Origin of the sequence: Nitrospira sp., from assembly GCA_029194665.1 — a bacterium.
Lineage (GTDB): Bacteria > Nitrospirota > Nitrospiria > Nitrospirales > Nitrospiraceae > Nitrospira_D.
The window spans coordinates 303,237-328,997 of record JARFXO010000002.1; the positions used below are offsets into that span (position 1 = coordinate 303,237).

The 25,761-nt window shown below is 54.8% G+C and carries 30 protein-coding genes; 18 read left to right on the top strand and 12 right to left on the bottom strand.

Going from position 1 to position 25,761, the window contains the following annotated elements:
* Nucleotides 1-88 precede the first annotated feature (88 nt).
* The 3 genes from P0119_07060 to secG are packed head-to-tail and all read left to right on the top strand — an operon-like array spanning nt 89 to nt 2,485.
* Complete coding sequence (locus tag P0119_07060) at nt 89-1,288, top strand: phosphoglycerate kinase (GenBank protein ID MDF0665821.1); 1,200 nt, start codon at nt 89-91, stop codon at nt 1,286-1,288.
* Between the two features lie 39 nt (nt 1,289-1,327).
* Nucleotides 1,328-2,110 carry a triose-phosphate isomerase gene (gene tpiA / locus P0119_07065; protein ID MDF0665822.1) on the top strand — a complete coding sequence of 261 codons (783 nt, stop codon included), beginning with the start codon at nt 1,328-1,330 and terminating at the stop codon, nt 2,108-2,110.
* A gap of 9 nt (nt 2,111-2,119) precedes the next feature.
* Nucleotides 2,120-2,485, top strand: coding sequence for a preprotein translocase subunit SecG (secG, locus tag P0119_07070; protein ID MDF0665823.1), 366 nt, complete (start codon nt 2,120-2,122; stop codon nt 2,483-2,485).
* A gap of 352 nt (nt 2,486-2,837) precedes the next feature.
* On the opposite strand, the gene P0119_07075 is transcribed toward secG, so the two are convergent.
* The 3 genes from P0119_07075 to P0119_07085 form a co-directional block, all read right to left on the bottom strand.
* Nucleotides 2,838-3,065 carry a DUF2283 domain-containing protein gene (locus P0119_07075; GenBank protein ID MDF0665824.1) on the bottom strand — a complete coding sequence of 76 codons (228 nt, stop codon included), beginning with the start codon at nt 3,063-3,065 and terminating at the stop codon, nt 2,838-2,840.
* The gene (locus P0119_07080) at nt 3,053-3,334 is read right to left on the bottom strand and encodes a hypothetical protein (protein MDF0665825.1); all 282 of its coding nucleotides are present in this window, start codon (nt 3,332-3,334) and stop codon (nt 3,053-3,055) included. The genes P0119_07075 and P0119_07080 overlap by 13 nt, the downstream gene beginning before the upstream one ends.
* Nucleotides 3,335-3,411: 77 nt before the next feature.
* Nucleotides 3,412-3,633 (bottom strand): transposase, encoded by a 222-nt coding sequence (locus tag P0119_07085; protein ID MDF0665826.1) that lies wholly within the window; start codon nt 3,631-3,633, stop codon nt 3,412-3,414.
* 355 nt (nt 3,634-3,988) lie between these two features.
* On the opposite strand from P0119_07085, the gene P0119_07090 reads away from it, so the two are divergent.
* Both P0119_07090 and P0119_07095 read left to right on the top strand, forming a co-directional pair.
* Nucleotides 3,989-4,630, top strand: a complete 642-nt coding sequence (locus P0119_07090) for an HNH endonuclease signature motif containing protein (GenBank protein MDF0665827.1) — start codon at nt 3,989-3,991, stop codon at nt 4,628-4,630.
* Between the two features lie 183 nt (nt 4,631-4,813).
* The gene (locus P0119_07095; protein MDF0665828.1) at nt 4,814-5,032 is read left to right on the top strand and encodes a hypothetical protein; all 219 of its coding nucleotides are present in this window, start codon (nt 4,814-4,816) and stop codon (nt 5,030-5,032) included.
* A 169-nt stretch (nt 5,033-5,201) separates the two neighbouring features.
* Here the strand turns inward: P0119_07095 and P0119_07100 are convergent, their stop codons facing one another.
* The 4 genes from P0119_07100 to P0119_07115 all read right to left on the bottom strand — a co-directional run bounded on the left by P0119_07100 (nt 5,202) and on the right by P0119_07115 (nt 7,329).
* Nucleotides 5,202-5,423: a type II toxin-antitoxin system HicA family toxin gene (locus tag P0119_07100; protein ID MDF0665829.1), complete on the bottom strand. Its 222-nt coding sequence runs from the start codon at nt 5,421-5,423 to the stop codon at nt 5,202-5,204.
* A complete protein-coding gene (locus P0119_07105; GenBank protein ID MDF0665830.1) occupies nt 5,423-5,623 on the bottom strand; it encodes a type II toxin-antitoxin system HicB family antitoxin in 201 nt (66 codons plus the stop codon). Before P0119_07105 ends, P0119_07100 begins: the two co-directional genes overlap by 1 nt.
* A 312-nt stretch (nt 5,624-5,935) precedes the next feature.
* Complete coding sequence (locus P0119_07110; protein ID MDF0665831.1) at nt 5,936-6,850, bottom strand: branched-chain amino acid transaminase; 915 nt, start codon at nt 6,848-6,850, stop codon at nt 5,936-5,938.
* A 134-nt stretch (nt 6,851-6,984) separates the two neighbouring features.
* Entirely contained in the window at nt 6,985-7,329 is a 345-nt protein-coding gene (locus tag P0119_07115; protein MDF0665832.1) for a PilZ domain-containing protein, read from the bottom strand.
* Nucleotides 7,330-7,539: 210 nt separating this feature from the next.
* Between P0119_07115 and rplU the strand changes: the two genes are divergently transcribed.
* From rplU to P0119_07170, 11 genes are all read left to right on the top strand, one after another.
* Nucleotides 7,540-7,854, top strand: a complete 315-nt coding sequence (gene rplU / locus P0119_07120) for a 50S ribosomal protein L21 (GenBank protein ID MDF0665833.1) — start codon at nt 7,540-7,542, stop codon at nt 7,852-7,854.
* Nucleotides 7,855-7,875: 21 nt separating this feature from the next.
* Entirely contained in the window at nt 7,876-8,139 is a 264-nt protein-coding gene (gene rpmA, locus P0119_07125) for a 50S ribosomal protein L27 (GenBank protein MDF0665834.1), read from the top strand.
* Between the two features lie 121 nt (nt 8,140-8,260).
* Nucleotides 8,261-9,286 (top strand): GTPase ObgE, encoded by a 1,026-nt coding sequence (obgE, locus tag P0119_07130; protein ID MDF0665835.1) that lies wholly within the window; start codon nt 8,261-8,263, stop codon nt 9,284-9,286.
* Nucleotides 9,268-10,389 (top strand): glutamate 5-kinase, encoded by a 1,122-nt coding sequence (gene proB / locus P0119_07135; protein ID MDF0665836.1) that lies wholly within the window; start codon nt 9,268-9,270, stop codon nt 10,387-10,389. The genes obgE and proB overlap by 19 nt, the downstream gene beginning before the upstream one ends.
* 742 nt (nt 10,390-11,131) lie before the next feature.
* Nucleotides 11,132-11,554 carry a ribosome silencing factor gene (gene rsfS / locus P0119_07140; GenBank protein MDF0665837.1) on the top strand — a complete coding sequence of 141 codons (423 nt, stop codon included), beginning with the start codon at nt 11,132-11,134 and terminating at the stop codon, nt 11,552-11,554.
* Nucleotides 11,555-11,557: 3 nt separating this feature from the next.
* Nucleotides 11,558-12,958, top strand: a complete 1,401-nt coding sequence (locus P0119_07145) for a tetratricopeptide repeat protein (GenBank protein ID MDF0665838.1) — start codon at nt 11,558-11,560, stop codon at nt 12,956-12,958.
* Nucleotides 12,959-13,075: 117 nt separating this feature from the next.
* Complete coding sequence (gene bioB / locus P0119_07150) at nt 13,076-14,068, top strand: biotin synthase BioB (protein ID MDF0665839.1); 993 nt, start codon at nt 13,076-13,078, stop codon at nt 14,066-14,068.
* A gap of 102 nt (nt 14,069-14,170) precedes the next feature.
* Nucleotides 14,171-14,452, top strand: a complete 282-nt coding sequence (locus P0119_07155) for a DUF4258 domain-containing protein (GenBank protein MDF0665840.1) — start codon at nt 14,171-14,173, stop codon at nt 14,450-14,452.
* On the top strand, nt 14,449-14,676 hold the full coding sequence (locus P0119_07160; GenBank protein ID MDF0665841.1) for a type II toxin-antitoxin system MqsA family antitoxin: 228 nt from the start codon (nt 14,449-14,451) through the stop codon (nt 14,674-14,676). The genes P0119_07155 and P0119_07160 overlap by 4 nt, the downstream gene beginning before the upstream one ends.
* Nucleotides 14,677-14,973: 297 nt before the next feature.
* A complete protein-coding gene (locus P0119_07165) occupies nt 14,974-15,504 on the top strand; it encodes a zeta toxin family protein (GenBank protein MDF0665842.1) in 531 nt (176 codons plus the stop codon).
* Nucleotides 15,501-15,659 carry a hypothetical protein gene (locus P0119_07170; protein ID MDF0665843.1) on the top strand — a complete coding sequence of 53 codons (159 nt, stop codon included), beginning with the start codon at nt 15,501-15,503 and terminating at the stop codon, nt 15,657-15,659. The genes P0119_07165 and P0119_07170 overlap by 4 nt, the downstream gene beginning before the upstream one ends.
* Before the next feature lie 173 nt (nt 15,660-15,832).
* On the opposite strand, the gene P0119_07175 is transcribed toward P0119_07170, so the two are convergent.
* Nucleotides 15,833-16,789 carry an IS5 family transposase gene (locus tag P0119_07175; protein ID MDF0665844.1) on the bottom strand — a complete coding sequence of 319 codons (957 nt, stop codon included), beginning with the start codon at nt 16,787-16,789 and terminating at the stop codon, nt 15,833-15,835.
* Nucleotides 16,790-17,342: 553 nt separating this feature from the next.
* On the opposite strand from P0119_07175, the gene P0119_07180 reads away from it, so the two are divergent.
* Together P0119_07180 and P0119_07185 are read left to right on the top strand one after the other, a co-directional pair.
* Nucleotides 17,343-18,776, top strand: a complete 1,434-nt coding sequence (locus P0119_07180; GenBank protein MDF0665845.1) for a toll/interleukin-1 receptor domain-containing protein — start codon at nt 17,343-17,345, stop codon at nt 18,774-18,776.
* Nucleotides 18,777-19,242: 466 nt separating this feature from the next.
* Complete coding sequence (locus P0119_07185; protein MDF0665846.1) at nt 19,243-19,656, top strand: hypothetical protein; 414 nt, start codon at nt 19,243-19,245, stop codon at nt 19,654-19,656.
* A 199-nt stretch (nt 19,657-19,855) separates the two neighbouring features.
* Here the strand turns inward: P0119_07185 and P0119_07190 are convergent, their stop codons facing one another.
* From P0119_07190 to P0119_07205, 4 genes are all read right to left on the bottom strand, one after another.
* Entirely contained in the window at nt 19,856-19,990 is a 135-nt protein-coding gene (locus P0119_07190; protein ID MDF0665847.1) for a hypothetical protein, read from the bottom strand.
* A gap of 431 nt (nt 19,991-20,421) precedes the next feature.
* Nucleotides 20,422-20,856, bottom strand: a complete 435-nt coding sequence (locus tag P0119_07195) for a hypothetical protein (GenBank protein MDF0665848.1) — start codon at nt 20,854-20,856, stop codon at nt 20,422-20,424.
* 339 nt (nt 20,857-21,195) lie between these two features.
* On the bottom strand, nt 21,196-24,495 hold the full coding sequence (locus tag P0119_07200; GenBank protein MDF0665849.1) for an efflux RND transporter permease subunit: 3,300 nt from the start codon (nt 24,493-24,495) through the stop codon (nt 21,196-21,198).
* A gap of 10 nt (nt 24,496-24,505) precedes the next feature.
* Nucleotides 24,506-25,663: an efflux RND transporter periplasmic adaptor subunit gene (locus tag P0119_07205; GenBank protein MDF0665850.1), complete on the bottom strand. Its 1,158-nt coding sequence runs from the start codon at nt 25,661-25,663 to the stop codon at nt 24,506-24,508.
* Between the last annotated feature and the right edge of the window lie 98 nt (nt 25,664-25,761).

The following is a 25,761-nucleotide window of genomic DNA, read 5'->3' on the forward strand; positions in this document are numbered from 1 at the left end:
GCGTTGGAGATATGATCGGGCAGGCTTCAAACGAATATAGCTCGCTCACTGAATTCACCGCGTCATAGAACTCTCGGAGGAGCTACCCATGAATTTGCACAAAAAAACGATCGACGATGTGCAACTTCGTGGCAAGCGGGTCATCATCCGCGCCGATTTCAACGTCCCGCTCGATGAATCGCTCCAGATTACCGATGACACCCGCATTCGCTCAACTCTGCCGACGATCAATCGCGTCGTCGACGAAGGAGCGAAGGTCATTCTCTGCTCTCACCTCGGTCGCCCGAAGGGTGCCTTCGACCCCAAATACAGCCTGGCGCCTGTTGCAAAACGATTGGGACGACTGCTCGGAAAGGACGTGATCTTCGCTCCGGACTGTATCGGCCCGGCCGTCGAGAAACTGGTGGCCAAGATGAAGGACGGGGATGTGCTCCTTCTGGAAAATCTGCGTTTTCACGCCGGCGAGGAAAAAAATGATGATGGCTTTGCCAAGGCCCTTGCTTCACTGGGCGATGTCTTCATCAATGATGCCTTCGGGGCGGCCCACCGGGCCCATGCCTCGACCGTCGGTATCACCCACTATATAAAGGACGCGGCGGCCGGCGCGCTGCTCAAGAAGGAGATCGAGTATCTTGAAGGTGCTGTCGCCAATCCCGTTCGGCCGTTTGCCGCTATCCTCGGGGGAGCCAAGGTCTCGGGGAAAATCGGCGTCATCGAAAACCTGGGAAAGAAAGTCGATAAAGTGATCATCGGCGGCGGTATGGCGTTTACGTTCTTGAAAGCGAAAGGCATGGAGATCGGCAATTCACTCTGCGAAATGGACATGTTGGATTTTGCCAGAGGCATCGAAGACCATGCCCTCTCACGCGGAGTCAAATTCTATTTGCCGGTCGATTGCGTCGTCGCGGCCAGCCGAGAGGTGGGCGCTGAAACCAAGATTGTTCCGGTACAGGAAATTCCCAAGGGTTGGTATGCCCTCGATATCGGACCGGCCTCCGTCAAACTGTTCAATGAGGCGGTCCAAAATGCAAAAACCATCCTGTGGAACGGACCGATGGGTGTGTTTGAAATCGACGCCTACGCCAGAGGCACCTTGGCCATGGCCCACGCAATCGCCGACGCCTACGCGCTCACGATCGTCGGCGGCGGTGAGACCTCATTGGCCGTTCATCGGGCCGGTGAATCTGAAAACATATCGTTCATCTCGACCGGGGGCGGCGCGGCCCTTGAATTACTGGAAGGCAAGACACTTCCCGGTCTCGCAGCGCTGCCTGATCGTCCAAACTGATCAAGATTCCTCAACGAAACCCAAGCTCCTGGAAGTACGGTGCGTACAGTCCTGATCGTCGGCAATTGGAAGATGAACAAGACCGCGTCTGAAGCGGTGACCTTCGTTCAGGAGCTGAGCCAACGTCTGCCTGATACCTCCACAGGCGTTGAACTTGTCGTCGCCCCCCCTTTTACTGCGCTGGAATCCGTTCGTATGGCGCTGGGCACCTCATCTCCGATTCAGCTCGGAGCGCAGGACATGTTTTGGGAGGACTATGGTGCCTACACAGGAGAAGTCTCCGCTCCGATGCTGAAAGACCTCGGTTGTCGCTACGTGATTCTGGGCCATTCGGAACGGCGAACACTCTTCGGCGAACAAAACGACAGTATCCAGAAGAAAATCCGAGCAGCGCTCAAACACGGTCTCCGTCCGATCCTCTGCATCGGGGAGTCGCTCACGCAGCGGGAGAACGGTTCGACCGACGACGTGGTCACGCAACAACTGCGCGAGAGCTTATCCGGCTTTAGCAGCGAGGCACTGACCGATGTCACAATCGCCTATGAACCGATATGGGCCATCGGTACGGGCAAGTCGGCAACGACCGAGCAAGTCGTCGCCGCCCACCGGACTATTCGACGAGTCCTTGCCGCGATAGCTTCTCCCGCGATCAGCCAATGCACGAGGATCCTCTATGGGGGGAGCGTCACGCCCGCGAATATTGAATCGCTCCTTGCTTCAGACCAAATCGACGGCGCACTCATCGGCGGCGCTTGTCTCCAAGTCGAGTCCTTTGCTACAATTGCCAGGGTCGCATCAGCCCCACGATCAATAGGAGTTTGAGATCACCCCATGCTGTATACGCTGATTGTTATCGTCCATGTCTTTATCTGCTTTCTGATGATCGGGGCAATTCTTCTCCAATCAGGGAAAGGAGCGGAGATCGGCGCCGCGTTCGGCGGATCCAGTCAGACGGTGTTCGGAAGCCGTGGCCCCGCCAATTTTTTGAGCAAGCTGACGGTCATTGTGGCGGCGGTGTTCATGGCGACGTCGCTCAGTCTGGCGATTTTAGCGAAGCAACGAAACGTCTCTTCGACCATCATCGATATGCAGTCCAAGAGCGCTCCAACAGCTCCAACAGCTCCACCGGCTGCCCCACCCACTCAATCTTCGGGGGATTCGCATCCTTCAGGAGAGACTCCCGCGGCCGGACATTGACCTGTTCTTCGTCAGGTCAGACCACGCCATAGTCACTTTCCATCCGTAAGCAAACGGATCACTTGCATCAGCGTTTTTGCGATGAGCGAATGTTGTGTGTCATATAGGTCAGAGGCCAGGCAGGGAATCCAGAGGCACAGCTCCCATTGAGAGAAGATTTTTATTGAGATCTGACCGGTGGGTATAGAGCGGCTTCCCCCAGTGAAGAACTTGACGACAAAGCGCTTCCGTCTTGCCGGCAGGTTCAGCATGGCTCACAAAAATGGCGGTCGCTAAGGCCGCGACAAGTTGGTTTCTTCGGTTTGCCAGCTCCTTTGCACGATTATCTGCAATGTCGCCGTCGCCTGATTTTTCACGGCTTATTCTTCACATATTCTTCCAACCGGCGTCCGACGCCGACAATTGTGAGCCCTACGACTTCCTTGGCCTGTTCGTCATATCGAACGACAACCCCTTCCCCGATATCAAGACCCACAGCGGCCTTCGGCTTGCCGAAGCTCAGGTAGAGCGTATCGGCGTCGTCATTGTAGTCCCAATCCAGAGGCACATCTTTTCGTTCGAACACCTTCACAGCTTCCATATGATCCTCCTCCAGACGGCTGGACGACTTGTGAAATACGCGGTTACCACAAAACCATCACCATCGCTCAATTCTCGATACATGACAGCACAAGCTTTCTGGGACAGCGGCGTTTTCGGATACGACTTTACCGCAATCAGCGTCTCGCTGTCCCCTTCTTGAACGTAGTCCGGCTGATTCACTGTTTCCAGAATGCGGTCTTGTTGATCTGCCATTTCAGGATGGCGTGCGGCCAACGTATCGAACAACGGCTCCGATGAACAGAGCAAGATGTGACATCATCATTGCACATGTTGATGCCCACGGTGGAGGCGAAACATGCTCGCGCCCATCCCTCGTCGTCATCTCAATACACCTTGCTTAATACGTGCGGGAATTGTTCTTTCAGCCGCCGACAGGTCACGTTCTTCAGAATCCCCACCACTCTTGAGACCGCGTAAGTCGGTGGAATCACCCTGCGCAAATGGAAATGGTTTCGGTCTATCTCGATCTCCTTAAGAAACGACGCGGCGCGCAATTCCCGCACTTCCCGGAGCACCTTCTGTAAATATTCCGCCATCCTGGGCATGAGAATGTTCCACCGGTACTACGCTACCCCAGGCCACATGGTCCTAGATCTTATTGACCACAGGCGCCTGTCGATGAAGTTCATCACCACACCAGGCAAGCTCCAGACGGCTCCCGGCTCCCTCTCCACCTTCCCAGAGGGGACCTCCCCCGTGTAGTTAGAAGAGTGGCGTTCTGATACGATGGTCTTGACTCAAGTCATAGAACAGTATTCCTGATTCGATCCCCGATTGCCGATACGAGTTAATAACATGATTTGGCAATGAGAAGATGTTTCTGTCTCGGCAAGGTAGCGCCATTCCAGGCCATGCCTGATTTCAAGAGCCTTCAAGCCTGCTGCAGTAGGTAGATAGATCATGAATAACACTTGGACGCGGGATCAGCTTTTGGTTGCTTTTAATTTATATTGCAAAATGCCTTTCTCAAAAACCAAAGCCAATAATCCTTCGGTGGTCCGCGTCGCGAGTCTAATTAATCGGTCGCCTGCATCTGTTGCTATGAAACTTGGGAATTTCGGTTCATTTGATCCTGCGTTGCAGAGTAAGGGGATTACAGGATTATCCAGAGCAAGTAGAGCTGATCGTGAAATTTGGGACGAGTTCAACCAAGATTGGGACAAACTTTCCATGGAGAGCGAGTTAGCAGCTGAGCGCCTCGGTGCAGGAATGGAGAGAAAGTCTGAGAGCAAGTTACAAGCTGAAAGTCCAGCCAGTCGAGAATCATCAGAATTGGAAGAAATTCTTGCAGGGCCAAGTGAGCCGGAACGTCTCGTTAAGGTGAGATTGCATCAGAAATTTTTCACGGAATCCGTTCTGGCTTCATATGGAAGTACCCGTTGTGTTTGCTCCAATCCTGTTCCCGAGCTTCTCACTGCAGGACATATTGTTCCATGGTCCGCCAGAGAAGATCTTCGCGCCAATCCACGAAATGGTCTTTGCCTCTGTTGTCTTCATCACAATGCATTTGACTGTGGGTTATGGACCGTCAATGAGTCGTAGAAGTCCTATTGTCTTCCAAGTTAGTAGCGTATTTGCCAAACAAGACGCTGGAATCCAGCTTCGCGTTGTATTCTGGAACAATGATCCGGATGCCCGATAAATTCAGGCCAGAACAACACTTCTTGAAATACCACCGCCAAAATCTTTTCAGAAAATAAAGCACCTTGCGCAAAAGGAGTCTCTATGCCAACCAACGATGAAAGGGCAGAGCGTGGAAGGATGATCCTCGACTTTTATGCGGCCAAATTCGGAGATCCGTATGACGCGACTGCTAACCTGACTGATGTGCTAGCTGACCTTATGCATACAGCGTTTAGAGAACATGATCTTGGACTCAAATTCCACGAGAGATTGAATGCGGCGATGATGCATTTCGAGGAAGAGACGGTGGAGGAAGGTTAGATTTCTCATTCCTAATGCAACCTGCCATCAAGCTAATCTAAATATCAGTTACAAGCGTCAGACATGAGTACGGACTTATGTATTATCAGTGTCTGTGTTGGAGATGTGGCTGAAGTGGAATTGCGGCCCGACACCCTATTCGCGTCGCCATAAAAAATGAATCTATTGACTACAGACTGTTGAATGCTTCTACGGTGAGACGAGCTTGGCGGATCAACTTACGCAGCAATCCAGGGCCCAACTCGTCATGTTGGGGAATAGAAAGGGTGTACTCATAACCGGATTTCACCAGCATCGCATGAGAGCCTCGTTGTCGCACGACGCTCCAACCTGCTCGTTGAAACTTCCGTATAGCGTCGGACCCTGAACACAACCGGAGGCGTTGCGCCATCAGACCACAACCTCAACCGTCCGTTCTGCATCCACCACATGCTTGGCCTCCATCACCTCAAGCCAGCCTTCGATGGCTTCTTTCACGTTGGCGATGGCCTCGTCGTGCGTTTTCCCTTGCGACAGACACCCAGGCAACGCAGGCACCTCGGCGACAAAATAACCTGCCTCATCCTGCTCCACAATCACGTGCAATCTCATGCCTCACTCTCCTTCCTCACCGGAACTCTTGAGCTATTATCGTGAAGACCCTCATCATGGTCAAGCAAACCACTTGATGTCTTGCTCTGCCTGCCGTCAACAACCTTTCCGAAATAGCGGAGCCCTACCCAGATGCGGCACAACCACTGATCTCGGAATCACACGGCACAAGTTATACACATGCCCCATCAGCACCGAGCCGATCGCACGGAGGCCTCATGGCGATCCTAGCCTCGGCCCGATGTCGGGCCAATGCGTCCTTCGCAACGGCATCTCGGGGGATGCGGTAGAAGCGCTCAGGAATGATGTGGGCTAGATACGAGTGAGCCAGGACTCGTGGGCGCGATCTTCTCCGCGCACGATTGAAAAGAAGGTGTCTTGGAGGGTGCGTGTCATCGGCCCGGGCGTGCCGTTTCCGATGCGCCGGTTGTCTATTTCTCGGACCGGGGTCAACTCAGCAGCAGTACCTGTCACGAACACTTCGTCGGCGATGTACATTTCATCGCGCGTGAATCGCTCTTCCACTACGGTGATGTTCCGTTCTCGAGCCAACTCAATGACGGAATTTCTCGTAATCCCTTCGAGCACGGACGTCAAGGGTGTGGTTTTCAAGACCCCCCGCCGCACGATGAACACATTCTCACCCGTTCCCTCGGCAACATAGCCTTCGGGATCGAGAAGAATCGCCTCGTCATATCCATCGGCCTTCGCCTGCTGTTTGGCCATGATGGAGTTCACATAGTACCCGGATATTTTTCCTCTGGTCATGGATACATTCACGTGGTGCCTCGTAAAAGACGAGACGCAGGCACGCATCCCATTGGCCAATGCATCGTCCCCCAAATAGGCGCCCCACTTCCAAGCAGCGATGGCCACCCGAATCGGATTGTCTCCTGGATGGACGCCCATCGCCCCATACCCGATGTAGACCAACGGACGAATGTAACAGGCCTCAAGACGATTGGCACGAACGGTCTCGACGATGGCGTCGGAGATCTGCTTCTTGTCATACGGCATGGTCATCATGCCGATATGAGTCGAATCAAACAGTCGATCGACATGTTCCCGAAGCCGGAAGATGGCGGATCCTGACTTACCCTTGTAGCACCGAAGACCTTCAAACGCCGCAAGGCCATAGTGCAGCGAATGGGTGAGCACATGGACGTTGGCCTCCCCCCACCCCACCAATTTCCCATCCATCCAGATTTTTTCGACCGGTTCCAACATTGAGGGCAATCTCCATCAAAGGGATAGCATCAGTTCCGCCTCCGTGGGCGTGAGGGACTATAGCGTGAGGTCGAACGTGGGTCAAGCAAGCGGCAGCGGCTGACTCGGAACCTACTCGACCGCTGATAGGAAACCTACGTGGAGGCGCAATAGGCACGCAGGCGGGAACTCAGGAACGTTCCGACTCGATCTTCTCCCTCCGGACTCATGGTCACGACCTTGGCACCAAACAACAGGCCGCGCACCCATCGCACAACGACGCGCTGAATTTCGACCGGCTCATCTTTGTCGGGAAGAGTGAGCCGGACAACCAACCCCATCCCAGGGACCACTTGATGGTCTCCCAAGACCCGGAACCCGTTACGACAGATGTTCATCACCGTTCCCTTCCCGAGAAAGTCTCCGCCCAGGTAGTACACTTCACAGCGAACGGGAATCCGATGATAGGTGCGGATCACAAACTTGCTCGCGTGAAACATGTGCTCGTTGCCATCTCCCGGTTGGTATCACGAAATTGGAACGTACCGTCGCGATGATGACGCCAAGCATACTTATCAGGACGGCCATCCTCATAGCCTTCTAAAGAGGGGCTCATGCGTGGTCAATGAGCTCTTAACGCTCCTCGTTCGCTTGACACCTCTCATATCTCCATGTTAAATGAACCGTTCTTCAAGTTCGGAGAAGAGATTATGTACGCGATCGTTGAAACAGGCGGCAAACAATATCGAGCTGAAACCGGCACGACGATTCAGGTCGAGCGGCTGCCAGGAGATGTCGGAGCCCAGGTTGAACTCAGCAAGGTCTGTCTCGTACATGGCGATGCCGATATGCTGATTGGACAGCCCTTCATTAACGGAGCCAAGGTCACAGCTGAAATCGTGCGACAAGGGCGGACCCGATCGATTACCGTGTTTAAGAAGAAGCGGCGCAAGAACTATCGCCGGACTCGTGGCCACCGACAAGGATTCACCCAGTTGTTGATTAGGAATATTACGACGGCCTAAAGACACAGGAAGAGCTTACCCATGGCAACAAACAAAGGCGGCGGATCATCACGTAACGGCCGTGATAGCAATCCCCAATATTTGGGCGTGAAGGCCTATGGTGGTCAGACCGTGACGGCCGGCAGCATTATCGTCCGTCAGCGTGGCACCAAGTTTTTCCCTGGGTTCAATGTGGACCTTGGAAGAGACCACACCCTGTTTGCCAAAATGAGTGGTGTGGTGAAGTTTGAGGGTGGACGCGGCAGACGAAAGGTCAGCGTGTATCCTGTCCCGACCAAATCCTGATTCTCTTTTCTACCTCCTTCTTTCCAATCACACCGGATAAATTCTCGCTCCCCCTTCGGGTCAGGGTCGGGTATACTTTCCCACCGTAGTTCCTGAGCCGCCTGGAGAACGTTGATAGATTATGTTTGTCGATGAAGTACACATCACGGTACAAGCCGGTCGTGGTGGAAACGGCATCTGCAGTTTCCGGAGGGAGATGTTTGTTCCACGCGGAGGCCCGGACGGCGGGGATGGAGGCGATGGTGGCGACATCATCATGATCGCCTCTCATCGATTGACCACTCTGCTCGATCTTCGCTACCAGAACCATTATGAGGCTCAGGACGGGCGAGCCGGCGGGGGATCCAATTGTACGGGCCGTTCCGGAAAAGATCTGACCATCGCCGTTCCGGTCGGCACCATCGTCTATGACGATGAGACGAAAGAAACACTTGCGGATTTCATCGAAGACGGCCAAACGGCCGTCATCGCCCAAGGAGGGCGAGGCGGGAAAGGCAACAGTAACTTTGCCACCTCCGTCAATCGAGTGCCGACGAAATGTACCCCGGGCACTCCGGGTGAAGAACGAACATTGCGGCTTGAACTGAAACTACTCGCCGACGTCGGCCTGGTTGGTTTCCCCAACGCCGGCAAATCGACGCTCATCGCCGCCATATCGGCGGCGCGGCCCAAGATCGCCGACTATCCCTTCACCACTCTAATCCCCAATCTCGGCGTGGTCCGGTGGGGATCCGACCGAAGTTTTGTCGTGGCCGATATTCCCGGCCTGATCGAGGGCGCCCACGAGGGGAAAGGCTTGGGCGTACAGTTTCTCCGCCATATCGAACGCACCGCGTTCTTGCTCCACTTGATCGATGTGTCAGAATGGGCTCCTGACGATCCAGTGGTCGCTCTTGAGACCTTACGGCGGGAACTAGCCGCCTATGACCTGGAGCTGGCCAAACGTCCATCGGCTGTTGTCCCGACCAAGATCGATGTGATCGGCACGAGCGAACGACTTGCCCAGCTGCGGTCCTATTGTCACCTCAACGACTATCCCTGCTTGCCGATTTCCGCCGCCACGAACAACGGACTTAATGACTTGGTCACCTACCTCGGGAAACAGGTAGAGCGTTTGCGCAAGACGCCATGCGAGACAAACTCTTAATACAGGCTAAGCGAATCGTCATCAAGATCGGCAGCAGCCTGATCGCTTCGCGCGCAGAAGGGCTGCGTCCGCAACAAATCGAGCGATTGGCTGATGAAATCGCCGGGCTCCGAACAGAGGGTCGAGAAATCCTGGTGGTCTCGTCCGGTGCCATCGTCTCCGGTATCCAAAAATTGCAGCTGAAGGATTACCCGAAAAGCCTCCCTGTTAAGCAGGCAGCGGCAGCCGTAGGGCAGAGCCGGCTCATGTGGGCCTATGAAAAAGCGTTTGAACGTCTCAATATTCAAGTGGCGCAGATACTGCTCACCCATCAGGATCTCGCTGATCGCCGCCGATTCCTTAACGCTCGCCATACACTCGCGGCCCTCATCGGGTTCGGCATCGTGCCCATCATCAATGAAAATGATACCGTCGCGGTCGATGAAATCAGGGTCGGCGACAACGACACCCTCGCGAGCGAAGTGGCTCACCTGGCCGATGCGGACTTGCTGGTGATTCTCTCCGATGTCGACGGACTATATACGGAAGATCCGAGGAAGAACCCATCGGCGACATTGATTCCCCTGATTACGGAGATTACCCAGGATATCGATCGTCTGGCAGGAGTTTCCAGCACATTCGAAGGGACAGGCGGAATGGCAACCAAGCTTCGAGCAGCCAAGAAAGTCGGCGAGTATGGAATCTCGACTTTAGTTCTTAATGGCGAGCGGGCCGGACTCCTCCCAGCGGTCCTTGGAGGTGGGCCCGGGGGAAGTCTCTTTCTCGCCCGGGAACGTCGGCTGAACAGCCGTAAACATTGGATCGCTTTTACGCTTCGCTCCCGCGGTCAGGTCCATCTCGACCAGGGGGCGGTCGATGCCTTGATCAAACGAGGGAAAAGTTTGTTGGCATCGGGCATCCTTCAGGTGACAGGATCATTTGATGCCGGTGATCCGGTCAGTTGTCTCGATACAGATGGAAAGGAATTCGCCAGAGGCCTGGTGAACGTTTCGTCCGACTTATTAGGTCAGATGAAAGGCCTCAAGACAGCGGCCATTCATGAGCAGTTCGGCCTCCAAGAGTATGAGGAAGTCATCCATCGAGACAACCTTGTCATTCTCTAAGTGTTGAGCTGTGACTGCTGCGGTATGAGTTTTCCGGAATCCAAACACTCGCCACTCGCCACTCGCCACTCACGACTAAGACTGGGCCTGCTCGGCGGAAGCTTCAATCCTATTCATAACTGCCATCTGACCATTGCTCATCACGTACATGAATGTATACAGCTCTCCCAGATTTTATTCATCCCGACCGGTGACCCACCTCATAAACAGGACGGCTCACTGGCGCCGGCGAACGTTCGCATTGACATGGTACGTCTTGCGATCGCCGACAACCCGCTTTTCATGGTATCGGATACCGAGATACAGCGAACAGGAAAGTCTTACTCGATCGATACCGTCCGCTCATTACAAGCCCACTATGGCCCATCCACGGAGCTGTTCTTCGTCATTGGTCTTGACGCATTTCTTGACTTCCCTACATGGAGAGAACCGCACGAGCTCTTAAAAATCTGTCATTTCGTGGTGGTGCCTCGGCGTGAGCGATCGTTCCAGGCGCTGGCCGAAATGCCCTTGTTTCCAAACCTGGATCCACAGGCCCTTGGCCAGCTCGACACCGGCGTTCAGAAGCGCCTCGACATCGTACTCCCGTCCTGCCCAGGGATCACCTGTCTGGCCCTTCCACCCTGTTCGATCTCGGCCTCAGAAATTAGGCGGCGAGTTCGGGATGGACTACCACTGGCAGGTATGTTGCCCCCTTCGGTAGAATCTTATATACTTCGACATAGCCTTTATCAGGAGGAGAGTGATCGCACGCGCATCTAAGGCCACCGCCCTCGCCGTAGCCAGAGCGATGCTCGACAAGAAGGCCCTTGATGTCCAAGTCCTCCATGTCGCCCCGCTTACTTCAATCGCTGATTATTTGGTCATTGGGTCGGCTGAATCCGACCGACAAACACGCGCCATCGCTGATTTCGTCAGTGAAGTACTCTCGCGCGTGGGCCGACGTCCGCTGAGTCTCGAAGGCACAGCCTCGGGCCAGTGGGTCCTGATTGATTTTGGCGAGGTTGTCGCCCATGTATTCAGACACGACACGCGTTCGCATTATGCCCTTGAGCGCCTGTGGAGCGACGCCCGGTCTATCCCGGTTCCAGATCATGCGTCGGCTTCGGCTCCCGCACCGAAGAGACAGGTGATCCAGAAAACGACTTCACGGAAGATGGTCTAGGCCATGTTCAAACTGCTGGTCACCATTTTTCTCATCAGCGCCGGCGTATTCATTTATGGCTATTTCCGCGAGTTGAACCCGGGAACGGTCGTAGTCCATACCGCGCCTGGCGCCGAGTTTGAGCTCAGCCCTGTCACACTTGTGCTGATTTCCATGGCATTGGGAGCGGTGATCGCGACTCTTGTGGTGGGGCTGCAGCAAACGGCGCACTTGATCCTCAACTGGCGTAGTAGCCGCCTCGTCCGTCGCAAGGAGAAGGTCGATACACTCCACCGAGACGGAACCCATGCGTTCATGTCGAAGCGCACCATCGAGGCCATCACTCTCTTGGAGAAGGCACTCGCGATCGATCCCAACAGGGTCGATTCGCTCCTATGGTTGGGGAACATCCACCGATCGGAGCAGAATTATCCCGAGGCAATCCGACTCCATCACCATGCGCAAAGGGTGGACGATCGGAACATCGAAATCTTGTTGGAATTGGGCAAGGATTTGGAAGAAGCCAAGCGTTACGAGGAGGCGCTTCAGACCCTCCAGAAAATTCTCAACATTGAACCAGATAACCTGACCGCGCTCATTCGGAAGCGTAATCTCAATATCCGTATGGAGCGGTGGAGTGAAGCGCTTGAGATTCAACACCGCTTGCTCAAGGCCAATCTTCCCACTCCTGAAAAGCAGGCGGAAGCGGCACTGCTGGTCGGATGCATGTATGAAGTCGGCCGTCACCTGCTCGAACGTGGACATCCCGACAAAGCTCGTCGATACTTCCGAGGTGCCATCAAGAAGGATCGCAGTTTCCTCCCCGCCTATATCGGAATGGGCGAGATCCTGCTCCACGAAGGCAAGACGAAAGATGCCGTCGAAATCCTCAAGAAGGTCTACTCACGGACTCGAAGCGTGATTATTCTCCATCGGCTGGAAGAACTCTTCTTGGATCAGGGCGAGCCGAGTGAAATCATTCGGGTCTACCAGGAAGCCTTACAGCAAAACCCGCAGAATCCTGTCCTCCAGTTCTATCTAGGCAAGCTCTACTATCGGCTGGAAATGGTGGATGAAGCGTTCGACCTGCTGTCAACGATCGAAGGGCCACAAGACCATCTGTTGGACTATCACAAGATCATGGCCAATCTTTATTTACGGAAGCAACATTTCCAAGAGGCGATCGTTGAATTGAAGAAAGCCCTCGGCTACAAGAAGCGCGTCGTCGTCCCCTATATCTGCACACAGTGTCAGCAGGAATCGGTCGAGTGGACAGGCCGTTGCCGCCGCTGCGCCAAGTGGAACACGCTCACCGCCCTCCCCTGGCTTGAAGCCGGGCACACCGCTACCGGCTCAGCCGCAGAGCCTAGCTCCGTGCGTGCGGTTCCCTATCAAGGCATTGCTTCTCCCTTTGAAACCGTGTAGGTTTCTCCCTCGTAAAATTATGAATCTGTTGATCTGCGGATCTGTCGAATATCATCCGGCCAATCGACTGATCACCAGGTCATCAGACGATTCTATCGTTCCCTTTTTGAGGCTCACATGAACCACGCAACCCTGGCCACAAAGGCGCTGCACGACGAACTCCTTACCAAAGAAGAGTGCCGCTCCGTCTTGACGACACCGGATGACGAATTGCTCGCGTTATTGCATGCAGCCTTTCAAGTCCGATCCAAGTACTTCGGCCAGACCGTCCGCCTCCAGATGTTACAGAATGCCAAGAGCGGAGCCTGCCAAGAAGACTGCCATTACTGTTCACAGTCTTCCATCTCGACCGCGCCGATCGAGCGCTATAGCTTGCTTCCACAAAAGCAGATGATCGAAGGCGCGCGACAGGCTGCTGCCGCCAAGGCCCAACGTTACTGCATCGTCATCAGCGGGCGCAGCCCGTTGGATCGGGAAATCGGTGCAATCGCCGGGGCGGTGCGTTCGATCAAGCAGGAGATTCCTATCCAGATTTGTTGTTCGCTCGGCCTCATGAGTGAATCCCAAGCCAAGCGTCTGAAAGCCGCCGGCGTCGACCGGGTGAATCACAATTTGAACACAAGCGAAGCCTTTCATTCTTCGATCTGCACCACCCACACCTTCCAAGACCGACTGGCGACCATTAGAAATGCCCGCGCGGCTGGACTGGAAATCTGTTCAGGTGGGATTGTGGGGATGGGTGAGAAAGATGAGGATGTCATTGAGCTGGCGATGGCCCTGCGTGATGTGAAGCCGGACTCAATTCCCTTGAACACACTTCATCCAGTCGTCGGCACGCCGTTGGAGAAGTGCGATCATCTGACTCCTCAGCGCTGCTTAAAAGTCCTCTGCCTCTTCCGGTTCCTCCATCCCCGTACCGAAATCCGCATCGCTGGCGGGCGGGAACATAATCTCCGTAGCCTCCAACCGTTGGCACTTTATCCGGCCGACTCAGTCTTCGTGAACGGCTACCTGACGACACCAGGCGCTCCCGCTCCCGAGGTCTGGAGCATGATCAAGGATCTCGGCTTCACGATTGAAGTGGATTATCAGCAGCCTGTGACTGGCTGATTGACTTCCTTGTTGCCGTATAAGTAGCCTGTTGCCGTCCGATGTCCGTGGCGGGTAACGCTCCTATCGTCCCTCGATAAACGCCCGAAGCCGGAGTATTATTTGAGCCGCATTGTTTTCCGCATCCATGCCGTCAAGCATATGTTCCAACGACGGATTTCTGAGGAAGACGTGAAGCAGGTCTTGGCTACCGGAGAAATTATCGAAAGCTATCCCAACGATATTCCGTATCCCAGCAAGTTATTGTTGGGTTGGCGGGGAAATCGCCCGTTGCATATCGTAGCTGCAGATAATACAGATAATGATGAAACTGTCGTGATCACAGTGTATCAACCTCATCCTCACGAGTGGGAAGCTGGATTTGCACGGAGGAAGCCTCGATGAGATGCGTCATCTGCAAGAACGGACACACGAAACCTGGAAAGGCAACGGTCACGCTGGAGCGCCAAGAAACGACACTGGTGGTGAAGAACGTCCCTGCTGAGGTGTGCACGAACTGCGGAGAAGAATACGTGGATAGTAAAGCGGCGTCGCAGTTATTGAAAACCGCAGAGGAGGTTGCCCAAAGAGGTGTTCAGGTAGATGTTCGATCGTACGAAGCAGCATGACTCGGTGCATGGATGAACGTAATCAAACCGGAAATCGGAAGACTCTTTTGTGCCAAACAGAAGCGCCGGAGTCGTCTTGTGGATATGCCATTCCCTGACAAGGTACGAACGATCGTACAATTGCAGCGAATGGCTGCGCCTGTCCTGCGCGCTCGCGGCAAGCATGTCACCGTCTGGTCACTCGAAGACAGCTCAAACAAGTGACCGCCCAATCATGCACATGCCCGTTTTAGCTCGACAACGGTCGGCACACAGGCGAAAGTCGCATAGCTAGATTCAATTTTAACTTTGATTACAGTGAATGACCGACCGATTCGACAGCCTCGTTGCATTATTATCGCCGGACCAAACGGCTCGGGGAAGACCACGTTCGCCAGAGAATTCCTTCCGCGCGAGGCCGACATGGTTCACTTTGTGAACGCAGACTTGATCGCGGGTGGCCTCTCTCCCCTCCACCCCGAGTTGGCAGCACGACAGGCGGGACGGCTTGTTTTGACTGAGCTTTCTCGTTTAACTAGGGCACAGAAAAGCTTTGCCTTTGAGAGCACCTTGAGCGGCCGCACGTACCTTCGGCTTCTACACCGATGGAAGGCCGACGGGTACCGGGTCGAAATCGTCTTCTTATCGCTGTCATCGGTACATCTTGCGCTTCAGCGCATTGCGGCACGAGTGCGTCAGGGAGGACACAATGTGGCGCACGGCGATGTGCGCAGACGCTTTCAGCGCGGTTGGGAGAATTTTCAAAGACTATATAGCCCACTGGCTGACAAGTGGTCGGTTTACGATAATTCTGGTAATGCTCCCCAGTTAATCGAGGAATCCTCATGAAGACATTACACAAGAAGAAGCGTGCCAGTGCCTTTTCACAAGATGTCGGACGTGCACTTCGTCGGGCTGCCAAGGCGGCTCGGAAAACCGCCAAGATGTATGGCACGCCGATCTATGTGTGGGAAAACGGCAAGGTAGTGGCAAAGAAGCCCTGAGCCTTCCGACCATTATCTAAGGAAGGTCTGATTAATTCACGTTTACACGAAGAACTCCGTTTCTGAGTGGACCAACACGGGTCATCAGTTGGGTATCTGCTGGTCTGGGAGTGTCGTTCTTGCGAGATGGCCCCGCTATCAAGCCGCGCCCATGCCCCTCCGCACACACACGGTCACAAATCTCCCGCTAGCAGCTGCCGTCGCACCACGTACAGATTTGCCAACCCGCAGCTGATATACAGCCAGTGGGTATTCTTCGCCAGCCCACGGTACCGGACTTTGGCCCAGCCGAAGATCCGTTTGATGACCAAGAACGCATGTTCGACTTTGGCCCGCACCTTCGACTTCGTCCGGTTCCGGGCCCGCTCCTCCTCACTTAGCGGCCGATGCCGATGGGCTTTCGTCTGGACGAAACTCTTGGCGTTGGGCGCGTGCTGCCGGATCACCTCGCGTTGCCCACTATAGGCCGAGTCACCCCACACCCGTGTCTCCTGGCCATGCAGCAACTGCGGCAATACCTGACTGTCATGCACATTGGCGGCGGTCGCGGCTACGGAGTGAATCAGTTTCGTCTGGCTGTCGATGCCAATATGTGCCTTCATGCCAACGTACCACTGGTTGCCCTTCTTGGTCTGATGCATCTCGGGATCCCGCTCCTTTTGACGATTCTTGGTTGAACTGGGGGCACTGATGATGGTCGCATCCACAATAGTTCCTTGGTTCACCTGCAGCCCCTGCGTCGCCAGATGCGCCCCAATCCGTGCAAAGAGCTGCTCGCCCAGTTGGTGCGCTTCCAAGAGATGTCGAAATTTGCAGATCGTCGTCTCATCGGGCACGGGCTCGCGGCCCAGGTCAATGCCCACGAACTGCCGCATGGCGCGCGAGTCATACAGCGCTTCCTCGACGGCCGGATCTGAGAGATTGAACCACTGTTGCAGGCAGTGGAGACGCAGCATCCGCTCGACACCCACCGGCGGGCGCCCGGGGCCCTCGGCCTTGGGATAGACCGGCTCAATCACGGCCACCAGGTTTGCCCACGGTACGACACGATTCATTTCGTCGAGGAACCGCTCGCGGCGGGTGGACTTGCGATACTGTTCAAAGCTCGTTTCCGCAAAGGTCTGCTGCATGGGGTACGCCTCCCGTTCAGTGCTGCGCTACCCGTAGCACATTCCGCGAGAGGAATAAATCAGACCTTCCCTAATAGTCTCCCTTACAGACGTGGAAATTCTTGTCACCAGATTCTTTCAATACCTTTTCGCCAAACCTTCTTTTCCCTTGCACATGAGTAGACCATGTAGATCTTCAAGTAGTAGAATACTTCCGCACTTCATTTTGACTAGCCAGTAAATAAATATGGGTAAAGTGAAACCCTCCCCATGTCCCCTGTGTGATGCCGAACCGATTTCAGCTACTCGTCAGACTGACAAAGATGCCTATGAGGTGGAATGTCGACGATGTGGGAAGTTTTCCATATCAGGCACTCTTTACACATCTCGCGATATTCCTACTACTGTGAGACCTTGGCTATCTGCCTATACTCGTCAAGGTCATGAACACAGCAAGCTCACTGAAATGCTAGTCTCATCGAACATCCATGCATTGGGCCAAGCCATGCACAACACCAGTCCCAAAGATAGGGCTACTGGGTTACTACAAATGCTCATTAGGCGGACGAGTCATGTGGGCGCCCCTGTAGCGTTCTCTTCAGAATGGGACTATCCGTTAGCAACTGCGCAGAATTCTGAAGAAGCCATGTTTCATGTTAGGGAACTGAAGACAAAGGGGTTGATCAAGTTCCATGACATGACACACCTGCTCGTGACACATGACGGGTGGGATTACGCCAATCAGAACCCATTAGCAATGCCATCGCTTCTGGGAGCTGAAGTTGATATGCCAAACAAAGAGAAACAATGGGATGTTTTTATCTGCCACGCGAGCGAGGACAAGAACACAGTTGTCAATCCGCTCGCAAAAGAATTGGAAAAGCACGGACTACAAGTTTGGCTTGACAGCTCGGTATTAACAATTGGGGATAGCCTTCGCCGAAAGATTGATGACGGCTTAGGAGGTTCGCGTTTCGGAGTGGTCGTGCTTAGTCAAGCCTTCCTTACCAAGAGCTGGCCCCAGCGAGAACTCGACGGGCTAGTGCAAAGAGAGCTCAGCGAGGGGAAAGTTATTCTGCCTGTTTGGCACAAAATAACCCATGCTGAGATACTGAAGTATTCCGCCCCACTAGCGGACAAAATGGCCATTTCTACTGAGCATAGTATCCCAAAGTTGGCAGAACAGATCATCCAAGCGGTTCAGTCATCAACTGATACCGGAAAGAAGGCTACGATCTCAACTCCGGCTGAATCAACCAGCGCGGAAAGCACCTCGCATCCTGACCCCAATCGAATCTCCATTCACCCATCTAAACAAGATGGTTTGCCTGTGATGAAACATGAAACCTCAACGCAGTTTTTCAGCGAGCGCTTTGCCAGAGCATTCCCCGGTGTTCGTGGAACTCAGTGGTTTCGCAACTCTACTGAAGCAATCGAACGCCTTGCAATTTTCTTTACTAAGCCCTTCGTGTTCAGTGGCGCCCACCCTATTTGGTGGTGGCGTTCAGGTGATATGCACATCCACGACTTCTCCATCTTGTCGAATGATACAATCCTGCTTGACCATCAAGAACTCACAGTCGACGAGCTAGCTGCGGTGAATGCAGGCTCTTATTATCAAGAGTTTTTGTACATCAAGACCCAACCATCGCAGCCATCAGGGCTATATGACATCTCTTCCATCTCGGATCAGGTTGCACTTTGGGGTTACGCTAGAGAGGAGTTCGCACGGTTTCGAGGAAGACCAATCACAAGAGCCCAGTATGACGACGGAGCTGCCGTCATTGATGGCCGCGTCGTTGAGTTAGACGGCGAAGCACAACTTCGAGAAATATTTCTTACCCCGTACAATCTCATAATTGCTCCTCACGAGAGCCCAATCAACAACAATGAATTTGATGAAACACGAGTTGAATTGCTCAATCGGATTCTTCGCGCCGAGGCCACTGTTGAAGAACTAGCCAGTGCTGTTCTCAAACTCCCCAGGAGGGAATACTACAATAGATGATAGATCCGAGAGTGAAAATCTCTCATCAAGCCGTCGAATGAACATTTTGAAATTCCTACCTACCAGGTCTTCACGGTCGGCCTGAATCGCTGACCCGGAACTGGACTTCATCGACAAAGGAGTAGGCTGAGGTCTGTTCCCCGGCGAAGAGGCCGCAGCGGTAGAAACCTGATGCCCAGCCGGATTTCTGAGGGTGCGGAGAAAATAGCCGGATCGATCATCCATGGTAGTCATGAAGTGATCCTGGACCAAGCCTGAACCCCACAATGGACCAAAAGTCGGACATTATACTTTTTTTGATCATCCCGTCCGCGCCAAAAGCTGACTGGTCAAGCCGGCTTTGGAGTCCCTGAACCATCCCATGAAGCGATGTCTTTGCCTGGTTGCATTCTTCAGGGTAGGCGCCTAGGTTATAGCTGATTCTCTCCATTCCATTTTTACGAATTTGCTGCGGAAGGAGGGCCCGATGGCCGATCTGATTCGCACTGCCCACTATTTCAAGGTGACCATTCCAGATAAGTCAGGAACCTTGGCTCACATGCTGAGGCCACTCCACGACGCCGGAGTCAACCTGCTGGCGGTGCATGCGTTTCCTCGGAATCGTCGCACACAAGTGGATGTGGTGCCGGAAGATCCCACTTCGCTCAAAAATATTGTGAAGCCGCTGAAGTGGAAAATGCGGGGCCCGAAAGTATGTTTCTTGGTGTATGGTGATGATCGTCCAGGAGCGCTGGTGGCTCTGACTGACCAACTTGCTTCAGCTAAAATCAACCTGACTGCTGTGACTGCTACGACGGCCGGTCAGGGACGCTTCGGCGCCATTCTGTGGGTCAAGACGCGGGATATCAAAAAAGCCGCCAAAGTCCTAGGCACGGGATAGGCTGGCGGATTGCAAGACGCGCTTTGGCTCGCCCGCACGCGACCTCCAGGCATTTGCATAGAAGCGATGTAGCCGGCGCAAGCCTTGCGACCGCTGCGGCAATCACCCCATGACAGTTCTACTCAGCAAATTCATATGGGAACTCAACTCATTCACAGTAGTTGATTTCTTGCCCTCGAAATAGCTTGCTCTACACAGGCTACGAGATCGCCTTCTCGAACCAGTCTCGCAGGATCAACTGTTTCGTCAGAAACAGGGTCATTCCAATTTGGACCATTGTTCTGGTGCCAAGGGCCATCAGGTGTCCAAGCTTATGTAAGAGGAGCTGCATCATCGAAGACCTCGTACACCATCGGGAGGAGCAACTCCCAGGCCAGGAATTGCTGAGCAAAAAGATTGGTATTGATCGGAATTGACGGGCTAAGACTGCTGGAATTGCTTGGGGAATTGAAGTTGAAGGATAGGAGCCTGCTTGGTCGGCCTAGAACGTTGTCAGCCGACAACCGAATGAACTGTATCTGTTTCTTCAACCACTGTATCGGAACGAATACGAGAGAGGCAGTTGAGGGCTCGGAACTGCGAGCCCTCCAACCTTGGATTCTGCTGGACAGCCTGGACCGTCTGCCCTTAACCGATCCCACAGCGACGCGGGTGATGATTCCGCTCAGAATTGCCTGTCCCATAACTCCCCCGCCCATATGCTGCGGTGAATGAGGCATTGCGGGAAGAAAACCTGGTCGGCATTCCGGCACGATGCTCTCCGGCTCATCCCTGCCCCCGTTCCAATGACATGTGAGCAAACACCGCACCACAGGGCGGCACGGTCTCCTGTCGCGAGAGATAGGTTTTCCTGACCAGCACAAGGGTCAGGGGTTCCCTGCGATTCCACGGTGCCAGCGACAGGGTTCGTGCCAGAAAACAGTACCCGACCAAGACACGAGCGCTTGTTCCGACGAGTTGCATCCAATGGAGCCACGCCAATGGCCCCCACAGCCCGGCCGCTAACAACAGCAAGTAGGCTATCCGCACTTGTACGGGAAAGGCAGTGAGTTCATGCGTAAGGCTCCTCACATGAATGATCTGAATGACACAGAGCGCCATCGCCAGGTAGATCCCCAGCTGCCAGCCGGCAAGCCCTGCTGCCAACAGCGCCGCAGTCAGAAGCCAATACCACCAGCCGAGATCGTATGTTTTCGCCATCGCTTGCTCCTTTCTGTTGTTCAAACCGATGCAGATGGATGGAGCAGCATTGATGCCAAGGGCAGCAACTTCGAGAAACTGAAGGAATATCATCCAGATTGGAGTGGGAAAGGAGAAACGAGCCGTTCACGAAACCTCGCGACTCATGAAATCTCACAAGAGGATTTGTGAAATTTGGCAAATCCACGCGAAGACAGTTGTGACAAAGTGGGATAGCAGAACTAACAAGCAATCGGATCGAGCGACGACGCACTCTTTTCCTCTGGAGAAACACGACCACAGCTCTCCATGTACTACAGGTGAAAACTCAGTCGCTTGCAGAAGGCCATATCCACTCGCTCAGACCGATACTCCCTCTGCTTGCACGTGATGGATCACCGCTGCTCCGTTTCCCATCGCAATGTCCGCGGAAGGGCGGCCCGATTGGGGCGCTTGTCCAACAATGCGGTAGTAGAGCAAGGGGATCACGAACAACGTGAGCAACGTCGAAGCCCCTACGCCAAAAAGGAGGGATACAGCCAGCCCCTGAAAGATCGGATCGAATATGATCACGAAGGCGCCCACCATGAGCGCGGCGGCCGTCAAGAGGATCGGTCTGGTACGGATCGCGCCGGCCTTAATGACCGCCTCCAGCAATGGAACACCCGTACGCTCTTGAAGCTGGATGAAATCCACGAGCAATATCGAGTTCCGAACGATGATGCCGCCGAGCGCGATGAAGCCGATTATCGACGGGGCCGTGAAATATGATCCTGTCAGCCAATGCCCCGGTAGAATGCCGATCAGCGTGAGTGGAATCGGAGCCATGATGATCAGCGGAGTGAGAAAGGATTGGAACTGCCCGACGATCAGGAGGTAAATCAGCAACATCGCCACGGCAAAGGCGATGCCCATGTCGCGGAATGTCTCATAGGTGATCTGCCATTCCCCGTCCCATTTCATCGCGAACTTATCTTCCGACCAGGGTTGGGAGACGTAGTGTTGTTCGATCCGATATCCTTCGATCGGCCGATAGTCTTTCAGTTTCTTCCCAACTCCGAGCACGCCGTACACGGGACTCTCCGCCTTCTCCGCGCCAGGTCCTCCCACGTCGGCCGTCACATACACCACGGGTTTTTGGTTCTTATGGTAAATGGCTTTGTCCTGCACCGTCCGTTCGACCGTGAGCAGTTCGGAGAGCTGGACGATCCCGCCGTTCTTCGTCCTCAATCCGAGTTCCCCGAGATGTTCGAGCCCCGTTCGCTCCGCCAGGGGAAGGCGCAGCATGATTTGCACCGGGCTCTTCTCCCGGGGAGTATGGACGAGCCCGACTTTCGTTCCCTCCAATGCCATGTGCAACGTGGATACAATCTCCTCGGAAGAAATTCCGACGAGCGCCGCTTTCGCCTGATCGACCGTGAAGACGTACTTCACCTGATCCGCCTCGACAGAGTCGTCTACATCGACAACCCCCTGCGTAGACTCGAACAATGCTCGAACCTCGTTCGCAACGGCAAGTTGCCGCCCATACTCGGGACCGTAAATTTCCGCCACCAACACCGATTGCACGGGCGGACCCGGCGGCACTTCAACGACCTTGATATTCGCGCCATACTGACGCGCGATCTCTTGAATAGAGGGACGAATCCGCTGTGCGGTGTCATGGCTCTGAGTCCGCCGTTCAGCCTTTGGTACCAAGTTGACCTGAATATCCGCCTCGTGCGGCAACGACCGCAGAAAGTAGTGGCGCATCAGGCCGTTGAAGTTGAAGGGGGAGGCCGTGCCGACATAGGCCTGGTAGTCCCGCACCTCTGGAAGGGTGCGGACATATCGCGTCAGAGCCTTAGCGGCCTGGGCGGTTTCCTCCAACGTCGTCCCTTCCGGCATATCGATCACCAACTGGATCTCGCTTTTGTTGTCGAACGGCAGCATTTTCATGACGACGTGACGCGTGTAAAACAAGAGGCATGATCCGACCAGCAGGAGGGTGATCACGCTCAAGAAGGAATAAGCTAAGTACCGCCGGAGCAACAACCGTGAGAGCGCCCAGCGATAGAAGTGCGCCGTTAAGCCCGTTTCATTTTCCTTGTGATCAACGCCTTTGACGGCAACCCCTGGACGGTAACAGGTTCGGCAGAACCACGGAATCACCACGAAGGCGACGAGCAGGGAAAAGAACATGGCGATGGAGGCATTGATGGGAATCGGCCTCATGTAGGGGCCTATCAAACCGGATATGAACGCGATCGGAAGGAGCGAAGCGATGACGGTGAAGGTCGCCAGAATCGTCGGATTTCCAACTTCATCGACGGCATAGATAGCCGCTTCATCATGGGGACGAAGGCGCAGCCGCAGGTGTCGATACGTGTTCTCGACGACGACGATGGCGTCGTCCACTAGAATGCCGGTGGAGAAGATCAGGGCGAAGAGCGTTGCTCGGTTAATCGTGTAGCCGATGAGCATGGACGTAAACAGCGTCAAGGCCAGGGTGAGCGGAATCGTGACGGACACGACGAGGGCAGGGCGCGGTCCGAGCGCAACGCCGAGGAAGAGGACCACGGCGACGACGGCGATGAGCAGGTGCCACAACAGATCGTTGGCCTTCTCTTGCGCGGTCTCCCCGTAATCGCGCGTGATGGTAACGCGGACATCCGACGGAACTGTCACTCCTTTCATGTCTTCGACCTTGCGGATGACCTGCTCAGCGACGGTCACCGTGTTGACGCCACCCTGTTTGGCAATGGCCACGGTCACAGCCGGGGACTCGTGAGACGTCCGTCGAGAGGGATCAGACGAGGCATCACCGGCACCGAGACCGAACCAGACATAGTTCGTCGCTTCGGCCGGCCCGTCGATGATCTCCGCCACTTGCCGCAGATAGACCGGTCGTTGATCGCTCACTCCGACGACCAGGCTTTCCAGGTCTTCGCGCGACCGAATGAACCGACCGGTCTCCACAAGGAAGTTCTGATTGCGGCTGTCGAAGCGGCCCGTCGGCAAGGCTCGATTCTCCCCGCGAATGACCGCCGCGATTTGCAAGGGGGTCAGCCCATAGGCCTTCACCCTTGCGGGGTCTATCTGCACCCGCAGCTCTCGCGCCCGACCGCCGACGATGAAGCCCCCGGATGTGCCGGCAACCTTCTTGGCTTCCTCCAACACCTGCTCGGCCAATTGATGCAGTTCGAATTCGCCATACTGTTCGCTCGACAGGGTGATCGTCACAATCGGGATATCGTTCACGTCCTTCGGCTTGACCACAAAGGGTTCGGCCCCCGGTGGCAACAGATCCTGATTCGACATCAGCTTATCGTAGAGATCGACCAGACTCTGCTCCATCTGCTGGCCGACGTAGAAGCGGACGATGATCAGCGCGCCCCCTGGCCGCGAGATCGAATACACGTACTCCACGCCCTTGATTTCGGAGATCTTGCGCTCGAAGGGCTTGGTCAGCTGCTCTTCGACAATTTTGGCGGAGGCGCCGGGAAAGGGCAGCCAGACGTCGGCCATGGGGACGACGATCTGAGGCTCTTCTTCACGCGGCGTGACGACGACCGCAAACAGGCCCAGCAACAATGCCCCCGCCATAATGAGCGGCGTCAGCTTGCTCCCGATGAAGAGGGCGGCGATGCGGCCCGAAAGGCCGGGACGATAGTTCGTCATTCGTTCACCCTTATTGAGTTGAAGGTTTCACGTAAGAGAGCCCGCTATCAGAAACCTGAGCGACAGAACTCCCACCTTTTGACCAAGGTGACTGACAAGACACGGTACAGGGTGTCGGAACGGCTGGTGAGGCTGTCGTATCGACGATCTTGACTGCCATGCCATCGATACCGCGGGTCGCATCGAGCAGCACGGACTCGCCGACATGCACACCGGACAGGATTTCGACCTGTTGGTCGAGCCGCCGACCGACTTTGACCCAGCGAAGGCGGCCGATCTGATCCGAGCCAACGGCAAAGACGCTCGTGAGTTCACCGCGTTCGACGACGGCGGTCCCTGGCACGAGAATCGTCTTGCTCGTTCCTTTATCCAATTGGAATCGTCCGAACATGCCGGTTTTCAGCCCCGGTTCAGCAGGCAAGTCCACTTTCACGGTGAACGTGTGGGTTTGCGAATCGCCGGCCGGCAGAATTTGACCGACGACGCCGTCCAGCGCTCGTTCATCCAGGGCGTCAATCACCACAGAAATCTTGTCTCCGAGAGATACCGACCTCAAGTCTCCCTCCGCCACCGTCGCCTTAAGCCGTAGTTGCCGGGGATTTTCCATCTTCAACAAGAGCTGCCCCGGCGAAGCCAATTCACCTGCTTCCACCATCTTCTCGGTGACAATGCCGTCGAACGGCGCCTTGACAATCGTATAACTCAGCTGGGCAAGCGCTGTCGTACGGTTGGCTTCCGCCACCTTGTAGGCACGAGTCGCGTTCTCCGTCTCTTGTTTTGAAACTGCATCTTGGGTGTACAACTGGTTCATCCGGTCGAGCTGTGCCTTGGTGTTCTCCACCTCCGCCGAGGCGCGCGCCAAGTCGGCCCGTACGTCGCGGTTATCCAGCTGAATAAGCGTCTGTCCCCTGGCGACCGGCATGCCCTCTCGAACAAACACGGTGTCGATGGTTCCTTGGATACGGCTGGATAGCGCAGCCTGGAAGGTCGCCACCACCTGACCGGTCACTTCAATTCGAATCGGCACCGGAGTGTGTTTGACCTCGACGACCTCAGCCTGAATCGCCTCCTGTGAAGCGGCTGAAACCACTGCCGTAACTGGTTCCCCCTTGGATCCGCAACCGACCAGTAGAAACGTCGTGAGGATTAAGCATCGTGTGGCGATCATGTCAGCTCCTGCTTCAACTCAAAGAAACCCGAGCCTGATGTTCAGCTTCTTACGGTACGTGATTGACTCGATGCTGAATCCCTAGAGCAGCATCGATG